Raw genomic sequence first — 16,823 nt, 5'->3', positions numbered from 1 at the left:
GGGATCGGGCTTGTTGGTTGGTCAGGTCGCCGGGGTGGGTCACCGGCAACGCGTCAGGCCTGGTCGGCGGGCGCCTCGGGCGCACTGCCCGCGTCGGCGGCCGGGGCCGCTTCCTCCGCCGCCGGCGCCGGCTGAGCCTCGGCCTCGGTGGTGGCCGCCTCGGTGGTGGCCGCCTCGGTGGTGGCCGCCTCGGTGGTGGCCGCCTCGGTGGTGGCCGCCTCGGTGGTGGCCGCCTCGGGCGCGGCGGCCACGTCGGCGGTCTCCTGCTGGCCGCTCTGCAGCAGCTCGCGCTCCCACTCGGCGAGCGGCTCGTCGACGGCGACGTCGCCGGCCGGCTCCTCGCCCGCGCTCGCGGCCGAGCGGGCCATCAGGCCCTCGGCCACCGCGTCGGCGACCACCCTGGTCAGCAGGCCGACGGCCCTGATGGCGTCGTCGTTGCCGGGGATCGGGTAGTCGACCAGGTCCGGGTCGCAGTTCGTGTCGAGGATGGCCACTACCGGGATACCCAGCTTCTTGGCCTCGTCGACGGCGATGTGCTCCTTCTTGGTGTCGACCACCCACACCGCGTCCGGCAGCCGCTGCATGTCGCGGATGCCGCCGAGCGTCCGCTCCAGCTTGCTGCGCTCGCGGTCGAGGATCAGCCGCTCCTTCTTGGTGCGGACGCTGTTCTCCGCACCGGCAGCGCCGATCTCCTCCAGCTCCTTCAGCCGCTGCAGCCGCTTGTGCACCGTCTGGAAGTTGGTGAGCATGCCGCCCAGCCAGCGGTGCGTCACGTACGGCATGCCGACGCGCTTGGCCTGCTCCTCGACGGCCTCCTGCGCCTGCTTCTTCGTCCCGATGAAGAGCACGTTGCCGCCGCGCGCGACGGTGCTCTTGACGAACGTGTAGGCAGCGTCGATGTACGTCAGCGTCTGCTGCAGGTCGATGATGTAGATGCCGTTGCGCTCGGTGAAGATGTAGCGCTTCATCTTGGGGTCCCAGCGCCGAGTCTGGTGCCCGAAATGCACCCCAGACTCGAGCAGGTTCCGCATGGTGACGACGGCCATGGCCGCGCACCTCTCTTTCCGCGCCCCTGCGGGCGTCCTCGGTTTCTCGCGATAGCGGCGTGCGTATCGCGCCTGACGCCCGGACCGACCGAGACCCGCGACGAGGTCACGGGACCGAGCAGACGGCCCGCCGAGACAAGCGGCGGTAACCGGGCGTGCGAAGTCGACCCACGAGGGGCCGCTGCCCGCAAGTTTACGTCAGCCCCCCGGTGACCTGCACCCGGGTATCGCGGTGGACCCAGCAGCCGGAACGGTGATCCCGCTCCGGTCTCGCGCGGACCTGGACCCGAATACCACGGTGAACCACGTTCGGCGTGGTGGCCCGCCCACGTGCGCGAGAACCGCATCCGCAACGCGGCGACCCGCAGCCTGTCGACGTGACGACCACACGCAACCAGAACCCCAACTACCGCGGTGACCCGCACCCGGGTCGGCCTCTCCGCGCGGTGACCCGGCCACCGTTGAGGCGCGTGGACCGTTGCCCCGGACTGCGGCGACCCACGCTCGGTCGATGCGACGACCACACACACCCGGGTAGCGGGACACACGCAGACCAGCGCCCCGGGCGACACCACACCCAGTACCCGGGTCGACGCCATGACCTGCACTCCAGCATCCCGCGCCGGAACCGTCCACAACCTCACCCATCGGGCTTTCCCCCACCCGCCCCACTGCCGATAACGAGGGTATGACCGACAACGCCCGCTCCCGCATACGGCGCCGCAAGCACGCCGCCCAAGCCGCCGCCCTCGCCGCAACCGCCTCCGCTCTGCTCGTCGCCGCACCCACCATCGCCGGCGACGCCGGCCGCGCCACCGAGCCGGCACGAACGACCGGGGCCGCCGACACCCCGGACCCGGGTCACCCTGCCCCGTGGCACCTCCCGGCCCCCACCGCCACCAACACCACCCCAGCCGCCGGCGACGCCACCCCCGCCCACTCCGGCCGCCGACCGCACCAGGTCACCAGTGCCACAGATGCCGCCACCGACACCCGAGCCGCCAGCCCTGCCACCCCCGCCCATCCCGGCCGCCAGCCCCACCCCATCGCCAAGGCGACGCACGCCGCCCTGGACGCCCTGACCACCAGCGCCACCCGTCCGGCCCAAGCCACCAGCCCAGCCCGAGCTGCCGGCACCGCCAGCACCGCGCATTCCGGCCGCCGGCACAACCACGTCGCCAATGCCACAGACGCCCGAGCCACCAGGGCGACCAGTTCCGCCCGAGGCGCTGGCGTCGCCGAGCCGGCGCAACCCGGCGCGTGGCAGCTCCCGCTCACCGGGGAGTCGTCCGTGCTGCGCCCGTTCGACCCGCCCGCGCGGAAGTGGTCGGCGGGACACCGCGGCGTTGACCTAACCGCCCGGCCTGGCGCCCGCGTCCTCGCCGCGGGTGCAGGCGTGGTCAGCTTCGCCGGCCGGGTCGCCGGCCGCGGTGTCGTGAGTGTGCAGCACGGGCGGCTGCGCACCACCTACCTCCCGGTGCGGCCCGCCGTACGGCGCGGCGACAGGGTCGCGGCAGGCGACGTCGTCGGCACGGTGACCACGGACCCGCACTGCCGTGCACCAGGCTGCCTGCACTGGGGCCTGCTGCACGGGGAGACGTACCTCGACCCCATGAGCCTGCTTCGTGGGGCACCGGCCAGGCTCATCCCGGTCTGGGGGATCTCACCGGGTGCAGGCGTCTCCGTGTCGCCGACAGCTAGCCGCGCCACTTCTGCCGGGCGACCCGCCATGCCACCGCGGCGCTCGGCCGAGCCGGCGACTGCCGGCGGAGGGCCCGGCCCCACGGCCGAAGGCGCTTCGACGCCCGTAGCCGACCGGTCGACGCCGGGCGCCGTCGTGGCCGCCACCGCGGCGACCGCCGCCATCGCCGGCGCGTGGGGCATCCTCCGCCGCCGCGACCGCCTGCCGCTCCCCCGCAACCCGCGAGGAACCCGGTGACCGCCGGCACGCGCGGACACCGCCGCGGCGGTCCGCTGTCCGAGGGCACCATCGGCGGCATCCGGGCCGTGCTGGAGCTCTACGACCGCAGACACCTCAGCCTGGACGCCGCCATCGACGAGATCGTCACCCTCGTCCACCGAGAACACCCACGCCATGACCATCCACACGCCACCTAGTCCTCCCAGCCGCCACTGCGCGCCTGCCCTCACCCACTCACGCCAGGCCGCGGTAATTCCGGCCCTGCCCTCGGCCGCCTCGGTGACACGGGCACGTCGGCGATGCAGCTCGGTCGCAGCCAGGTCTGTGCCAACCGCACGGCCAGGTCGCCGGGTATCGCGTCGTCGGCCCGTACTGCTGGGTCACGCGTCACTCCGGCTGGCAGCCAGGAGGCAGGCTGCCAGGAGGGAGGCAGTCCTACCGCTCGGTCGGGAATCGCCCTGGGGGCGGCTACCCCTGCGTCAGGCCTGGAGCTCGCGCGCCACGATTACGGCCTGGACGCGGGAGCGCAGCTGTAGCTTCGACAGGACCCGGGAGACGTGGGTCTTCACCGTCGTCTCGCCGATGTACAGGCGGGCTGCGATCTGCTGGTTCGACAGTCCCTCGCCGAGGCAGGCCAGCACCTCGCGCTCGCGCTGGGTCAGCTCGTCAGCGCCGGGTGGCCGTTCCGCCGGCACGGACGCGGCGAACTCTGCGAACAGGCGCCGGGTCACGGCGGGGGCGAGCACTCCTTCATCCGCCGCCACCAGCCGCACCGCCTCGACCAGCCTCGACCCCTCGACCGACTTCAGCAGGAACCCCGCGGCGCCGGCCCGCAGCGACGCGTAGACGTACTCGTCCAGGTCGAAGGTCGTCAGCACCAGCACGTCGCAGTCGCCGGCGGCGACCAGTTGACGGGTCGCCTCGATGCCGTCCACTCCTGGCGATCCGGACGTCCATCAGCACGACGTCGACGGCCAGGGCTCGCGCCATCCGCACCGCGGTCGCACCGTCCGCCGCCTCGCCGGCAACGGTGATGTCGTCCCGCAGCGTTCAGGATCATGGCCAGGCCGGCCCGGATGGCGGCGTGGTCGTCCGCGAGCAGGACCTTGATCACGACGCCTCCCCCACCGGCAACTCGGCGCGCACCTGCCACCCGTCCTCGTCCGGGCCTGCGGTCAGCGTGCCGCCGACCGCGGTCGCGCGCTCGTGCATGCTCACCACGCCCGTGCCCGGCGGGCCGGCGGCACCGTCAAACTCGTTGTGTACCTCGACGACCAACGGGGCGGCGCCGTGGACCCGCACGGTGGTCGCGGCGCCCGGGGCGTGCTTCGTCACGTTCGTCAGCGCCTCCTGCACGATGCGATAGGCCGCCAGATCGACCGGTGTGGGCAGCTGCTCCGGCGAGGACGCGTCGACCACGACAGGCACCCCACTTGCGCTTGCCGAGCTCACCAGACCATCCAGCTCGCGCAGCCGCGGCGGCGCCGTCCGCGCCTCGTCGTCGCCGTCGCGGAGCACGTCGATCATGGCACGCATCTCGGCGAGAGCGGCGACGCTGTTCTCCCGCACCGACCGCAACACCGTCTGCGTGTCGCCGCCCGCTGCACCGGACAACAACGCTTCCGACTGGATCGCGATCGCCGACAGCTGGCCCGCGACGACGTCATGCAGGTCGCGCGCCATCCGCGAACGTTCTTCCGCGATCGCGGCCCGACGGTCCAGCTCGGCGATCCGTGCCACCTGATCGGCACGCTCCCGCTGCACCTCCGCCAGCTCCCGCTGCTGGCGCACGTTCCGCGCCCACCAGACCGGCACCAGCAGCACGAGCCCGACCTGTAGCAGCATCACCATCGCGAACCGCCAGTCGTGCTCGAGCAGCGCGGTCGACACCGCAAGCACCACGACGGCGGCACCCACCGCACCGACCAGCAACCTGCTCGCGCGGCGTCCCGCGTAGAGAGTTGCCGTGTAGAGCAGGTCGGCGAGCACGATCAGCACCGGCAACGTCAGGCCATGCCATGCGTCGATCGCCACCGCGGCCAGACCGATCCCGAGCGCCATCAGCGGCCTGGTCGACCGCCACAGCTGTCCTACGCAAGCCAACCCGAGCACCGCGATCCGCCACCCGAGCGCAATGTCCGGGTCGGCGCCAGAGAAGGTGTTGAACCCGGTCAGGTAGAGCGTCACACCGAGCACGAGACAGCCGCCCGCGACCCATACGTCGCGGCGGGTCGGTGAGACGACGGAGCCGACACGCACGGGACCATGAGAGCACACCCGCGCACGCCATCGGGTCATCCGAACGGCGGACACGCCCTCGTCCGAGCTCCCGATGGCCACGGCCCCCGCGCCACGCGAACATCGACGACATGAGCGAACAGCCGCAGCAGAAGTGGGCACCGTGGTGGGTGTACGTCGTCATCGTCGTCGGCGCGAACCTCGGCAAGCAGCAGCTCCTGCCGCCCGACGCCAACTGGGCCGTCAACGCGGCCACCACCGCGGCGACGATCGCCGGCACCATCGCGCTCATCACCGTCGTCTACCGGGCCGTCATCGCCCGGCGCACGGACGATCGATGACACCGGAAGCCCAGCGGGCATGAGGTGAACCGGTGACCACCGTTCTGGGCACGCTGCTCGTCTGCGCGGCGCTCGACAGCCTCAACCCGGTCGGTCATCGCAGTCACCATCTATCTCCTGATCGCCGGCAACGGACGCCGCAGCGCGGTGCAGGTCCTGACCTACATGACGACCGTGGCGACGACGTATTTCGCCATCGGCGCGATCCTCCTGCTCGGTCTGGACGCCCTGACCGAGCAGCTCGAGGCCGCTGTCGCGCACCCGGTCAGCCGTGCGCTGATCGCACTCGCGGAAGCATCCATGCTCATCTGGAGCCTCGTCGACGGGCACCTGGAGAAACGGGACCCGACCCGCGCCTCGCGCCGGAAGAGCCGGCTACCTGCGTCCAGCCGCATCGGTCTCGCCGCCCTCGTCGCGCTCGGTGCCGTCGTGACCGTAGTCGAGTTCGCGACGGCGGCTCCGTACCTCGCGGCCATCGGCGCGCTGACCGCCCACGGCGTGCCGGTGACCGTCGGATTACCGTTGCTGGCCGGCTACGTCGGCGTGATGAGCCTGCCGCCGCTAATCCTGCTGCTCGCCCACGGGCTGCTCGGTGACCGGATATCCGGCCGGCTGCAGCGATGGTACGAGAAGGTCGTCGCGAGCTCCCGCGCGACGGCGCAGTGGATCGTCGGCATCGTCGGCGTAATGCTGATCCGCTACGGTGCCGGCGCGCTGGCGCAGCTCCTCGGCTAGCGCGCACCGGCCGTGGCGTTGCTCCCGGCCGGCAGAAAAAAATACCCTCACCTGGTCGCGTCGGTGTCGATCCGGTCGCCCCGCCGTTCGTGTGGAGGGTGAACGACCGGCACGGGGCCGGCGCACACCGAGGAGGATGAGATGACCCGCTACCTACTGAGCATGTACCAGCCCGAGGGCGATCCGCCGCCACCAGAGATCCTCGATCCGATCATGGCGAAGCTCGGCGCACTCCAGCAGGAGATGCAGGACGCGGGGGTCTGGGTGTTCGCCGGCGGTCTGCACGCACCCAGCACCGCGACGGTGCTCCGCCAGAAGGACGGCGGCGTCCTCGTCACCGACGGTCCGTACCTGGAGGGCAAGGAGCACATCGGCGGCTTCACCATCATCGACGTGCCCGATCTCGACGCCGCGCTTGCGTGGGGGCGGAAGTACGCGGAGGCGATCGAGCTGCTCCCGATCGAGGTCTGGCCGTTCCACGACGAGACCGGCGGCTGATGCCGGAAGGGCAGCCACTGCCCGCCACCGAGATCGATCGGGTCTTCCGTGGCGAGTACGGTCGAGCGGTCTCGGTGCTCACCGGCGTCTTCGGCGACGTCGATGTCGCCGAGGACGCCGTGCAAGAAGCGTTCACCGTCGCCACACAGCGCTGGCCGGCGGAGGGTCTGCCGCCGAGCCCGGCCGGGTGGATCATCACGACCGCACGCAACAAGGCGATCGACAAGCTCCGCAGGGAAGCTACCCGCGAGGACCGCCATGCGCAGGCTGCGCTACTGCATGCACAGCAGGAGCCCATCGAGGAGGGCGTCGTGCGTGACGACCGACTGCGCCTCATCTTCACCTGCTGCCATCCCGCGCTCGCGGCCCGCGCCCAGGTCGCACTGACGCTGCGCCTGCTCGGTGGCCTCACCACGGCCGAGATCGCACGCGCGTTCCTGGTGAGCGAGTCGACGATGGCGCAGTGCATCGTGCGCGCCAAGGGCAAGATCCGCGACGCCAAGATCCCGTACCGGGTGCCGTACGACGCGGACCTACCTGACCGGGTACGCGCCGTGCTCGCGGTGATCTACCTGATCTTCAACGAGGGCTACGCGGCGACGTCGGGTGACCAGCTCGTACGGGCCGAGCTGTGCACGGAGGCGCTGCGGCTGGGCCGGCTGGTAGCCGAGTTGATGCCGGACGAGGCCGAAGCCCAGGGACTGCTCGCCCTGATGCTGCTCACCGAGGCGCGCCGCCCGACCCGCACGGCGGCCGACGGCTCCCTGGTGCGCCTGCCGGACCAGGACCGCCGCCGGTGGGACGCGACGCTCGTTGCCGAGGGACAGGACATCGTCAGAGCGTGTCTGCGACGCAACCAGCCGGGGCCGTACCAGATCCAGGCGGCCATCAACGCCGTACACAGCGACGCGGCGACCGCTTCGGACACCGACTGGCGGCAGATCCTGCTGCTCTACGACCAACTGCTGGCCATCGCGCCGACCCCGGTGGCCGCACTGAACCGCGCGGTGGCGGTGGCCGAGGTAGCCGGTGCGGAAACGGCTCTAGCCCTCGTCGACGACCTGGACCTCGACGACTACTACCTGTACTACGCCATCCGCGCCGACCTGCTCCGCCGGCTGGGGCGCGCCGACGAGGCGGCAGCCGCGTACGACGCCGCGATGGCTCGCACGGAGAACGCCGCGGAGGTCGACTACCTACGCCGCCATCGCACCGAGCTCGGCTGAGCGGCCGGCATGGTCGCCGACTCCGGCAGCGTCCTGCGGTTACCGAAGCAACCGCCGGTCGCCGCGCTTCGCCGGCGGGTGACCGGACGTGCGGTGAGCCGCCCACGCTCAGCACCGAATCGAACCGGGTGACCTGGAACCATGCCGCGAGCAGCCCACACCCGACACCGAATCGAATGCGTCGGGCGGCTGGCGTCAGTCGAGCGCGGAGCCCTTCTGCCATTCCTCCCAGGACAGGTTCCAGTCGCCGAAGCCGTTCGTTGGCTCGATCTGCACATCCGTGCCCACCACGTCGACGATGTCGCCGACCTGGGAGAAGTTGTAGAACCACAGCGCTCGTTCGGTGGTGACGTTCACGCAACCGTGCGAGACGTTCCGTCTCCCCTGACTGCTCGCCGACCACGGGGCGGCGTGCACGAACTCACCCGAGTTCGAGATGCGTACCGCGTAGCGGACCGTCGTCAGGTAGGCGTCACTGCCGGTGATGCCGGCGGTGGTGGAGTCCATCTCGTACGGGTCCGCCTTGCCCATCACCACGTGGATGCCGCTCTTCGTCGGGTACTTCGCGCTGCCCGTGGACACCGGCATCCGCTTGACGACCTTGTCGTTGACCTTGATGGCCATCGTGTGCTTCTTCGTGTTCACCACGCTGGTCTGCTTCTTGCCGATGGTGAACTTGATCTTGCGGTCTTCGACACCCCACAGGCCGGGGGCGGCCTTCACGCCGGCCAGGTCGGCGTTGAGTACGACCTTCGTGTGCGCGGGCCAGTACTCCTTCGGACGGAAGTGCAGCTCGTCGTCGCTGAACCAGCGCCAGGATCCTTCGATCTTCTTGTCCGTCTTCACCTCGAGCGCACGCTCGACGGCTGCCCGGTTCTTCACCGGCTGGGACAGGTAGACGGCGACCGGCTGACCGATCCCGACGACGGACCCGTCCAGCGGAGCGACGGACGCCTTCACCGTGTTCGACACCGGCATGGTGGTGAACTTCGCGGTGGTCGACTTGTCACCGCCCTCGTTCTTCGCCCGCACCTTGACCCGGTACGACGACGCCGGGTGCAGGGTGCCCGCGCTCTTCCAGCTGGTGCCGTCGGACAAGGTCTCGCCGGTGACGTTGCCCTTGCCCTTGACCTCCACCGACACGACCTCGCCGCCGCTGACGGTCACTTGCACTGGCTTGTTCGGCGCCACCTCCTGGGTGCCGTCCGCCGGAGTGATCTTCACCGAGATCGGCCCGGTCTGCTTCGGTGATGCCGTCTGTGCTTGCTTGGTCGACCGATCGCTCGGATCGTCGGACGTCTGCGTGCATCCCACTGCAAGCACGAGACACGCGGCGACAGCCAGCGCCCGCGCAGTCCTCATCTGTCCCCCATGGTCCTACCGGGTGGCCGGAAGCGTTCGAAGCGGGCCACACCGCAATCGGCAGGACATGCCTCGGCTGGGCGCGACCACGCTGATCGGCGGCTACCTCCGCCGCCACCTGCAGGATACCCGCCGCCGGCCGCGACGCGCGGATGTCGATCAGTTCGTTACGGACGCCGGTACAACACATCTGGTGAGCGCGTCGCTACGTCACGGTGTCCCCACGGCACGTGACAATGTGGCATAGTATGAGCAATGTAACAGGTGACGAGGGACGCCAGATGTCAGACCGCCCGCTGCGCACCCGCCCTTCTCGCAGGGCCCCGCGTGGGCTGGGCGATCCTCGGTTCCGGGACCAACGCCGCAGTACTCGGCACCCTGCTCGCGCTCGTGGCGTACTTCCGCCAGCCGCTGCGCTGAGCGAGGCCGGACGCGACGTCTCGTACAGCGCCTCGGCGGCGGCGGACCCAGGCCGCCGTCGCGGGTGTCGTCAGCATGTTCGTCGGCATCGTGGGCCTCGCGATCTCCGCAGCGGTGGTGGCGAGGCGGCGGCAAGCTCGTAGCTCGTCGGCTACGGGCAGCGGTGCAGCCGCCGGCGGGCCGGGCGACGTCGGGACGCGACCTGCCGGGCGACGTACCCGTCTCCCGGTGATCGGTGACGGGTCGGCGCGCGTGTTGGCCCTCGGCGTCCACCCGGCGCGGCCGCACCGTGACTACGCCGGCACGGAGTCGACCACGCTGCCGCACTTCGTCGCCCGCGAGATGGAGGGCGACGTCCGCGAATGGCTGAAGGCCGCCCGCACCGACGGCGGACTCCTCCTGATCGTCGGGGACTCGTGTGGGGAAGACCCGCCTACGGTACGAGACCGCACGCACCGAGCTGGCCGGCTTCTCCGTACTGGCACCCGATCGTGGCGACGGCGACGCCGTCAACGCGCTGACCCGGCACCGGCGGTTGCCGCAGCGCCTCATCGTCTGGCTGGACGAGCTACACCGCTTCGTGGCCGGCCCGGACCTTCCCCCGGGCGGCACGCCTGTCACGGCGAAGACCGGGGTAGCGAGGTCGCCGCCGCGAAGCTCACCGAGCCGCTGGCCGACCGATGCACTCTCGACGAGCTCCGCGCCGAAGTGGATGCGGGAACCATCCACGCTGCCGCGCGGTATCTGTAGTGCCTGGCCCGCGCAGCCCAACCGAACGGGACAACGCCACCAGGCTCGCGATGTTCGGCCTCACCGACACCGGCCAGATCGGGGAGAAATGGTGGTGGCTCACGTGCGAACGGCGCCGCCACTTCTGCAGCATGCGGAGACGCAGCTGTTAGGCACCCCGGGCCGGTCGACCCGGACCTTTCCTGGATGGTGCATGGAGACGACCGACACCGAGCAGCGCAACTTCCCAGACCGCAGCACGGAGACAACCGACACGGAGACCAGCGCAACTTCCCGGCCCCACGGCACGAGACCACCGCCACGGGAACCAGCGCAACTTCCCAGACCGCAGCACGGAGACAACCGACACGGAAGCCAGCGCAACTTCCCAGACCGCAGCACGGAGACAACCGACACGGAAGCCAGCGCAACTCCCGGGGGACCCGCGCAACACGGAGAGCAGCGCAACTTCCGGACCCGCGGCACGGAGACGACCGGCACGGGAACCAGCGCAATCTCCCGGACCCGCGCAACACAGAGACGAGCGACACGGAGACCAGCGCAACTTCCCGGGACCCACGCAGCACGGAGACGAACGGTGCGGAGGCCTGCGCAGCTTCCTGGGTGCGCGGGCAAGTGCGACCGGCGCAGCACCGGTGGGTGTGGTGGTCGACCGGACCGTTCCTGCGGTGTGTGGGCGTGCCGCTGGGAGCCGTGGTTATGTCCCGGCACCTGGGGCAGTGGGATTGGGTGTGAGCAAGGCACGGTCATAGGCGTCGGCGTAGTTCGCGGAGGGCGGCGGCGTGCAGTTGGCTCACTCGGGTCTCGGTCACCCCGAGGCGCTCGGCGATCTGCGCGAACGTCAGCTCCTCGCGGTAGTGCCAGTCGATGACCCGGTGGATCCGGTCGGGGAGGCGATCCACGGCAACCAGCAGCCGGTGCCGTGCGTCGGCGTCGACCGCGCTCTGTTCCGGGTCGCCTGGTGCGGGCAGACCGAGTCGTGCCGCGTCGTCACAGCTGAGGCCGTCGAGCACGGCCGGGTCCGCGACCGGCCCCAAGGACGCTTCCCGCACCTCCGACACCGACATGCCGCTGGCCGCCGACACTTCACCGGGAGCAGGTTGCCGGCCGAGGGTGTGCCCCAGGCTCGCCGCGACCTTGCTCACCGTGCGACGCCGGACCCAGTACGACCGGGGCATGCCACCGCAGGCACGCAGCTCGTCGAGGATCGCGCCCTTGATGCGGGCGATCGCGTACCTCTCGAACGGCCTGCCACGGTCCGGGTCGAACCGCTCGAGCGCCTCGAACAACCCGAGCATGCCCACCGAGACCAGGTCGGCGCGCTCCACGTGATCAGGCAGCCGGCCGCCGACACGTGCTGCGACCCGCAGCACCAACGGCCGGTACTTGAGGACGAGCTCATCGCGCAGGACAGGATCCCTGTCCCGTGCGTACGCCGTCAGTTGCGCATCTCCGCTGACTCCCGCTCCCGTCGACACCGTGGGAGCGGGACCATCAGGCTCGGGGATGCGCTTGCTCATAGGCCTTCCGCAGTCGCTCGACACTGACGTGCGTGTAGATCTGAGTGGTCGCCAACGTGGCATGCCCGAGCAGCTCCTGCACGCTGCGCAGGTCGGCACCGCCCTCGAGCAGGTGGGTGGCCGCCGTGTGTCGGATGCCGTGCGGCCCGAGGTCGGCAACGTCCTCGACGCCGGCGAGTCGCTCGTGGACGACGCGCCGCACGGTGCGTTGGTCCACCCGTCCGCCACGGGCACCGACGAACAACGCGTGGCCGCTGCGCGGGCTGCACAGCTGCGGACGACCACGGTGACACCACTCGTCGACAGCTCTGGCCGCCGGCACACCCACCGGCACGCTGCGCTCCTTGTTGCCCTTGCCGACGACACGCACGACGCGTCGGTCCCGGTCCAGGTCGTCGACATCGAGGCCGCACAGCTCACTCACCCGGATCCCGGTGGCGTACAGCACCTCGAGCATCGCTCGATCGCGAAGTCCGAGCGCGCTGCCTTCGTCTGCGTCGGCGATGCTCGCCAAGAGCGCCGACACCTCATCCTTGCCCAGGATGCCGGGCAACGGCCGGTGTGCCTTCGGGGAGGCCAGTGCCGCCCCTGGATCGGTCGGGATCCACCCACGGCGGGCCGCGTAGCTGGTGAACGCCCGCGCCGCTGCAGCCCGCCTGGCCAGCGTGGTGCGGGCGCGGCCGGCCGCATCGAGCTGGCCCAGCCATCCCCGCAGCAGGCGGAGGTCGATGGCGGCCAACTCGGTGATCTCGCACTCCACGGCGTAGCTCAGCAGCGCGCGAATGTCGCCGGAGTACGCACGGACGGTGTGCACGGAGAGGCCACGCTCGGAAGTGAGATGCCGCATGAACTCGCTGAGGGAATCCTCGAACTCGTCGGGCAGCGGCGTATCGGTCACACCCGACACGCTCCGCATCAGGCGCGGCCACGTCAAGCACCTCCTTCCGGGGTGTCGCGCGGTTCCGGCACCTTCGCCTGCTCGCCCAACGACCAGCCGGTCGCGCCCCGCTCGATCCAACCGGCCGTCAACAGGTTGCCGAGGGCACGCAGCACCCGGCGAGGAGCGAGCCCGGCGCGCCTGGCCAGCTCGTCGGCGGAGAACTCACCACGAGCGCCGAACGCCTCGAGGACCAGGCCGGCATCGTGGTCCAAGGCATCCCGCGGCCGGCTGGACCCCTGCCGTTGCGGAGCCAGGTCTGCGCCTAGCCGCCCCACCATCTCCACTACGTCGTTGGCGTCGGTGACGCACTCCGCCACGTGCGACTGCAGGAGCTGGTGGCACCCTGCGGACATCGTCGATGTCACCGGTCCGGGCACGGCCATCACCGGACGCCCCAGCTTCTCCGCCCACCGCGCCGTATTGCTCGCCCCCGACCGTAGCGCCGCCTCCACGACCACCACCCCGGCGGCCAGGCCGGCGATCACCCGGTTGCGTTCGAGGAACCGGTAGCGGGTCGGCTCGCTGCCGGGCGGGAACTCACCGACCAGCACGCCATTCGCCGCGATTTCGCGGAACAGGCCGTCATGGCCCCGCGGGTAGCACACGTCCAAGCCACACGGCAGTACGGCGATCGTCGGTCCACTGGCGGCAAGCGCACCGCGGTGCGCCCGCCCGTCGATGCCGTAGGCGCCGCCGGAGACGACTGTCCACGACCGGTCGGCCAGCGACGAGGCCAGCTCGGCCGCGACGTAGGCGCCGTAGTCCGTCGCCGCGCGGGCTCCGACCACGGCCACCGCCCGGTCGGTCAGCGACCGCAGGTCCGCCTCGCCCTTGACCCACAGCAGCAGCGGACGCTTGACCTGGAACGCGTCGAGTGCCGGCGGCCACTCGGGATCACCCGGCACCACCACCCGGACTCCTGCCTTGGTTGCGTGCTCCAGGTCGCGGGCCGGATCGGCATCCGGCAGCCGGAGACGGTAGCCGTCGACGCCGCGCACCTGGAGCTCGTCGCTCTGCAGTGCGGCCCACACCTCGTGTGCCGAGGTCTCCGTGACGAGCTTGCCGACCCGCTGGTCGCCGGGTTCGACGATCCTGCTCAATGCGACCCGCGCCAGTCGCTCGGCTTCGTCGGACTGCACCAGTGTCGTCATCGCGACAGCACCCCCAGCTTCAGTGACAACGCGGTCGCGACGTCGTCCGCCGTCGGCCTCGGATGGTCGGCGAGATCAGCCAGCGACCAGGCCACTCGCAGCACGCGATCCATCCCGCGTGCGGTCAGTCGCCCCTTGCCGAACTCGGCTTCCACTACGGCGGCTGCCTCGGGTTCGGGGCGGAATCTGGTACGCAGCAGCTTGGCCGGCAGTTCGACGTTGGTGCGCCAGCCCTCGCCGGCGAACCGTGCGGCCATCCGCGCCCGCGCCGCTGCGACGCGTTCGGCCACCGCCGCTGTGCTCTCGGCGTGGGCGGCGCCGTAGGCGAGGTCGAGCCGCGACAGCGGGCGCATCGACACGCTCAGGTCGACCCGGTCGAGCAACGGACCGGACAGCTTGCTCAGATAGCGTCGGCGAGTGACTGCGCTGCAAGTACAACGGCTGGCATCGTCCTCGGCGACGGCGCACGGGCACGGGTTCGCCGCCATGACCAAGCTGAAGCGGGCCGGGAACCGTACGCTCTCGCGCTGCCGGCTGATCACCAGCTGACCCGACTCCAACGGTTGCCGCAACGCATCGAGCACGCTGGCGGCGAACTCGGGTGCCTCGTCGAGGAAGAGCACGCCGCGGTGGGCAAGTGACGCTGCACCCGGCCGGATGCGATGGCTGCCGCCGCCGACCACCGCGGGCACCGTTGCGGTGTGGTGCGGTGCACAGAACGGTGGCCGCTCTACCAACGCATAGTCGCCAAGCAGCGCACCTGCCACCGAGTGGATGGTCGTCACCTCGAGCGCCTCGGTACGTTCCAGCGGCGGCAACAGGCCGGGTAGCCGTTCCGCGAGCATGGTCTTGCCGGTGCCGGGGCTACCGTGCAGGAACAGGTGGTGGCCGCCTGCGGCGCTCACCTCTACGGCGAGCCTGGCGTCGACCTGGCCCGCCACGTCCGCCAGGTCTCTGTCGGTCGCCACGGACAGCCGGCCCGATGACACGGCCGCACGGCCTTCCTGCGGTTCGACCGTGGCCTGTGGCGGGTGCGCCGACTCCTCCCACGGTTCACCGCGCAGGTCGTAGAGCAACTGCCGCAGGCACCACACGGCGAGGACGTCGACTTCCGGGACCAGCCGTGCCTCGGCGGCGTTGGCGTGCGGCACGACGAAGCCCGTGAACCCCTCGGCGACTGCGGCGAGGACGGCCGGCAGCACGCCGGACACCGGGCGGACCGAGCCGTCCAACCCGAGCTCGCCGAGCAGCACCAGCTTCTCCAGCGGCGTCTTCGGGAGCGCGTCGGCGCCGGCGAGCACGCTCGCGGCCAGGGCCAGGTCGAATCCCGTGCCTTGCTTGCGTAGCCCCGCGGGCGACAGGTTGACGGTGACGCGCCGGTTCGGCCACGACTCCCCGCTGTTCACCACCGCTGCGCGGGCGCGGTCGCGGGCCTCGTGCACAGCCGTGTCCGGCAGGCCCACCAGGTGGACACCGGGCACTCCCTGGCCGACGTCGGACTCCACCTCCACGACCCTGCCCTCGACGCCGAGCACTGCCACCGACCACGCGCGTGCGACGGCCATCACGCAACCCCGCGCAGGTGTTCGATGGCGTAGCCGCCGCCGGTCGGCAGGCACGACACACCGACCAGGTCGATACGGAGGTCGTCGTAGGGGTGGTCCCACGCCTTCAGCCACTCCAGGGCGAGCAGGCGCAGGCGTTGACGCTTGCCCGGTGTCACGGCCTCGAACGGGGAGCCGTAGCTACCGCTGGTCCTGGTCTTCACCTCGCACACCACGACCGTCTCGGCTTCGCGGGCCACGATGTCGATCTCCCCCACCGGACAGCGCCAGTTGCGGGCCAGGACGACGAAGCCGTTGCGCACCAGGAAGTCGACGGCCAGCTGTTCACCGCGGGCACCGAGCTCTTCCGTTACCGCCATGCGATCACCTCCGCCCTGAAGCATCGGCGGCAGGCGGGGTGATCCGTAGGGGCGGGAGCGGAATTGTGGACGAAGGGATCGGGGTGGGTGGCGCCGCTGTTCGACCGGGAAGTGTGGGTAGCTGGCGACCGGGTACGGACCTGGGTTCGAAGAGCACTCGCTCGACCGGGAGGCGGGGCCAGTCGTCGTCGGGGCGCGGGTACGGGCGGGGCGGGCATGCTGACGGCCGCGCTCGATCGGACCAAACCCGTGCTCGGTCGGGACGGAGCCCGCCGCAGGCATACGGGTCGCGGGCGCTCGGCTGCCGCAGACCTGCCGCTGGTATGCGGGGCGCCAGGCTCGACCGGAGTGCGACCGCCGGCCGGGGGTGCAGGCGCTCGGGCCGCAGCCGGCGCGCAGACGTTGGGCCAGAGTGCGATCGCCGCCGGCGCGGGGGTGCGAGCACACGGGCCGGGAACGGACCGCCGCCGCGACGCCAGCACTCGACCGGAACGCGATCGCCGCCGGGCACGGGCACTCAGGCCAGGAACGGACCGCCGCCGGGCACGGGCACTCAGGCCAGGAACGGACCGCCGCCGGGCACGGGCACTCAGGCCAGGAACGGACCGCCGCCGGGCACGGGCACTCGACCGGAACGCCATCGCCACCGGGCACGGGCACTCGACCGGAACGCCATCGCCACCGGGCACGGGCACTCGACCGGAACGCCATCGCCACCGGGCACGGGCACTCGACCGGAACGCCATCGCCA

13 protein-coding genes and 2 pseudogenes are annotated in these 16,823 nt (G+C 71.2%); 6 read left to right on the top strand and 9 right to left on the bottom strand.

Annotated features, from left to right (window positions below; translation table 11 throughout):
* Window positions 1–53 precede the first annotated feature (53 nt).
* Window positions 54–1,046: a 30S ribosomal protein S2 gene (gene rpsB / locus GEV07_23330; GenBank protein ID MQA05523.1), complete on the bottom strand. Its 993-nt coding sequence runs from the start codon at window positions 1,044–1,046 to the stop codon at window positions 54–56.
* A gap of 1,291 nt (window positions 1,047–2,337) precedes the next feature.
* Between rpsB and GEV07_23325 the strand changes: the two are divergent.
* Window positions 2,338–2,700: pseudogene (locus tag GEV07_23325) on the top strand (peptidoglycan DD-metalloendopeptidase family protein).
* Between the two features lie 281 nt (window positions 2,701–2,981).
* Window positions 2,982–3,164, top strand: a complete 183-nt coding sequence (locus tag GEV07_23320; GenBank protein MQA05522.1) for a hypothetical protein — start codon at window positions 2,982–2,984, stop codon at window positions 3,162–3,164.
* A gap of 282 nt (window positions 3,165–3,446) precedes the next feature.
* On the opposite strand, the pseudogene GEV07_23315 reads toward GEV07_23320, so the two are convergent.
* Window positions 3,447–4,027, bottom strand: a pseudogene (locus GEV07_23315) (response regulator).
* 50 nt (window positions 4,028–4,077) lie between these two features.
* Window positions 4,078–5,265: a two-component sensor histidine kinase gene (locus GEV07_23310; GenBank protein MQA05521.1), complete on the bottom strand. Its 1,188-nt coding sequence runs from the start codon at window positions 5,263–5,265 to the stop codon at window positions 4,078–4,080.
* A gap of 71 nt (window positions 5,266–5,336) precedes the next feature.
* On the opposite strand from GEV07_23310, the gene GEV07_23305 reads away from it, so the two are divergent.
* The 4 genes from GEV07_23305 (at window position 5,337) to GEV07_23290 (ending at window position 8,005) form a co-directional block, all read left to right on the top strand.
* Window positions 5,337–5,546: a hypothetical protein gene (locus GEV07_23305; GenBank protein ID MQA05520.1), complete on the top strand. Its 210-nt coding sequence runs from the start codon at window positions 5,337–5,339 to the stop codon at window positions 5,544–5,546.
* 96 nt (window positions 5,547–5,642) lie between these two features.
* Window positions 5,643–6,281 (top strand): hypothetical protein, encoded by a 639-nt coding sequence (locus GEV07_23300; GenBank protein ID MQA05519.1) that lies wholly within the window; start codon window positions 5,643–5,645, stop codon window positions 6,279–6,281.
* A gap of 141 nt (window positions 6,282–6,422) precedes the next feature.
* Window positions 6,423–6,779 (top strand): hypothetical protein, encoded by a 357-nt coding sequence (locus GEV07_23295; protein ID MQA05518.1) that lies wholly within the window; start codon window positions 6,423–6,425, stop codon window positions 6,777–6,779.
* The gene (locus GEV07_23290) at window positions 6,779–8,005 is read left to right on the top strand and encodes a sigma-70 family RNA polymerase sigma factor (protein ID MQA05517.1); all 1,227 of its coding nucleotides are present in this window, start codon (window positions 6,779–6,781) and stop codon (window positions 8,003–8,005) included. The genes GEV07_23295 and GEV07_23290 overlap by 1 nt, the downstream gene beginning before the upstream one ends.
* 195 nt (window positions 8,006–8,200) lie before the next feature.
* Here the strand turns inward: GEV07_23290 and GEV07_23285 are convergent, their stop codons facing one another.
* The 6 genes from GEV07_23285 to GEV07_23260 form a co-directional block, all read right to left on the bottom strand.
* Entirely contained in the window at window positions 8,201–9,367 is a 1,167-nt protein-coding gene (locus tag GEV07_23285; protein MQA05516.1) for a L,D-transpeptidase family protein, read from the bottom strand.
* A gap of 1,916 nt (window positions 9,368–11,283) precedes the next feature.
* Window positions 11,284–12,120: a sigma-70 family RNA polymerase sigma factor gene (locus tag GEV07_23280; GenBank protein ID MQA05515.1), complete on the bottom strand. Its 837-nt coding sequence runs from the start codon at window positions 12,118–12,120 to the stop codon at window positions 11,284–11,286.
* Window positions 12,032–12,973 (bottom strand): tyrosine recombinase, encoded by a 942-nt coding sequence (locus GEV07_23275; GenBank protein ID MQA05514.1) that lies wholly within the window; start codon window positions 12,971–12,973, stop codon window positions 12,032–12,034. Before GEV07_23275 ends, GEV07_23280 begins: the two co-directional genes overlap by 89 nt.
* A gap of 14 nt (window positions 12,974–12,987) precedes the next feature.
* Window positions 12,988–14,148: a DNA-protecting protein DprA gene (dprA, locus tag GEV07_23270; GenBank protein ID MQA05513.1), complete on the bottom strand. Its 1,161-nt coding sequence runs from the start codon at window positions 14,146–14,148 to the stop codon at window positions 12,988–12,990.
* Complete coding sequence (locus GEV07_23265; protein MQA05512.1) at window positions 14,145–15,713, bottom strand: YifB family Mg chelatase-like AAA ATPase; 1,569 nt, start codon at window positions 15,711–15,713, stop codon at window positions 14,145–14,147. The genes dprA and GEV07_23265 overlap by 4 nt, the downstream gene beginning before the upstream one ends.
* A complete protein-coding gene (locus GEV07_23260; GenBank protein MQA05511.1) occupies window positions 15,713–16,072 on the bottom strand; it encodes a YraN family protein in 360 nt (119 codons plus the stop codon). The genes GEV07_23265 and GEV07_23260 overlap by 1 nt, the downstream gene beginning before the upstream one ends.
* Between the last annotated feature and the right edge of the window lie 751 nt (window positions 16,073–16,823).

This window comes from Streptosporangiales bacterium (assembly GCA_009379825.1).
GTDB lineage: Bacteria > Actinomycetota > Actinomycetes > Streptosporangiales > WHST01 > WHST01.
Note: the sequence above shows the minus strand (reverse complement) of the source record. Positions and strands in the feature narration are given on the sequence as shown.

What these genes read in the sequence shown, in the direction of transcription:
- rpsB (MQA05523.1), bottom strand. Translation starts at nt 1,046, where the DNA reads ATGGCCGTCGTCACCATGCGGAACCTGCTCGAGTCTGGGGTGCATTTC.
- GEV07_23310 (MQA05521.1), bottom strand. Translation starts at nt 5,265, where the DNA reads ATGACCCGATGGCGTGCGCGGGTGTGCTCTCATGGTCCCGTGCGTGTC.
- GEV07_23305 (MQA05520.1), top strand. Translation starts at nt 5,337, where the DNA reads ATGAGCGAACAGCCGCAGCAGAAGTGGGCACCGTGGTGGGTGTACGTC.
- GEV07_23295 (MQA05518.1), top strand. Translation starts at nt 6,423, where the DNA reads ATGACCCGCTACCTACTGAGCATGTACCAGCCCGAGGGCGATCCGCCG.
- GEV07_23290 (MQA05517.1), top strand. Translation starts at nt 6,779, where the DNA reads ATGCCGGAAGGGCAGCCACTGCCCGCCACCGAGATCGATCGGGTCTTC.
- GEV07_23285 (MQA05516.1), bottom strand. Translation starts at nt 9,367, where the DNA reads ATGAGGACTGCGCGGGCGCTGGCTGTCGCCGCGTGTCTCGTGCTTGCA.
- GEV07_23280 (MQA05515.1), bottom strand. Translation starts at nt 12,120, where the DNA reads ATGCCACGTTGGCGACCACTCAGATCTACACGCACGTCAGTGTCGAGC.
- GEV07_23275 (MQA05514.1), bottom strand. Translation starts at nt 12,973, where the DNA reads ATGCGGAGCGTGTCGGGTGTGACCGATACGCCGCTGCCCGACGAGTTC.
- dprA (MQA05513.1), bottom strand. Translation starts at nt 14,148, where the DNA reads ATGACGACACTGGTGCAGTCCGACGAAGCCGAGCGACTGGCGCGGGTC.
- GEV07_23265 (MQA05512.1), bottom strand. Translation starts at nt 15,713, where the DNA reads ATGGCCGTCGCACGCGCGTGGTCGGTGGCAGTGCTCGGCGTCGAGGGC.
- GEV07_23260 (MQA05511.1), bottom strand. Translation starts at nt 16,072, where the DNA reads ATGGCGGTAACGGAAGAGCTCGGTGCCCGCGGTGAACAGCTGGCCGTC.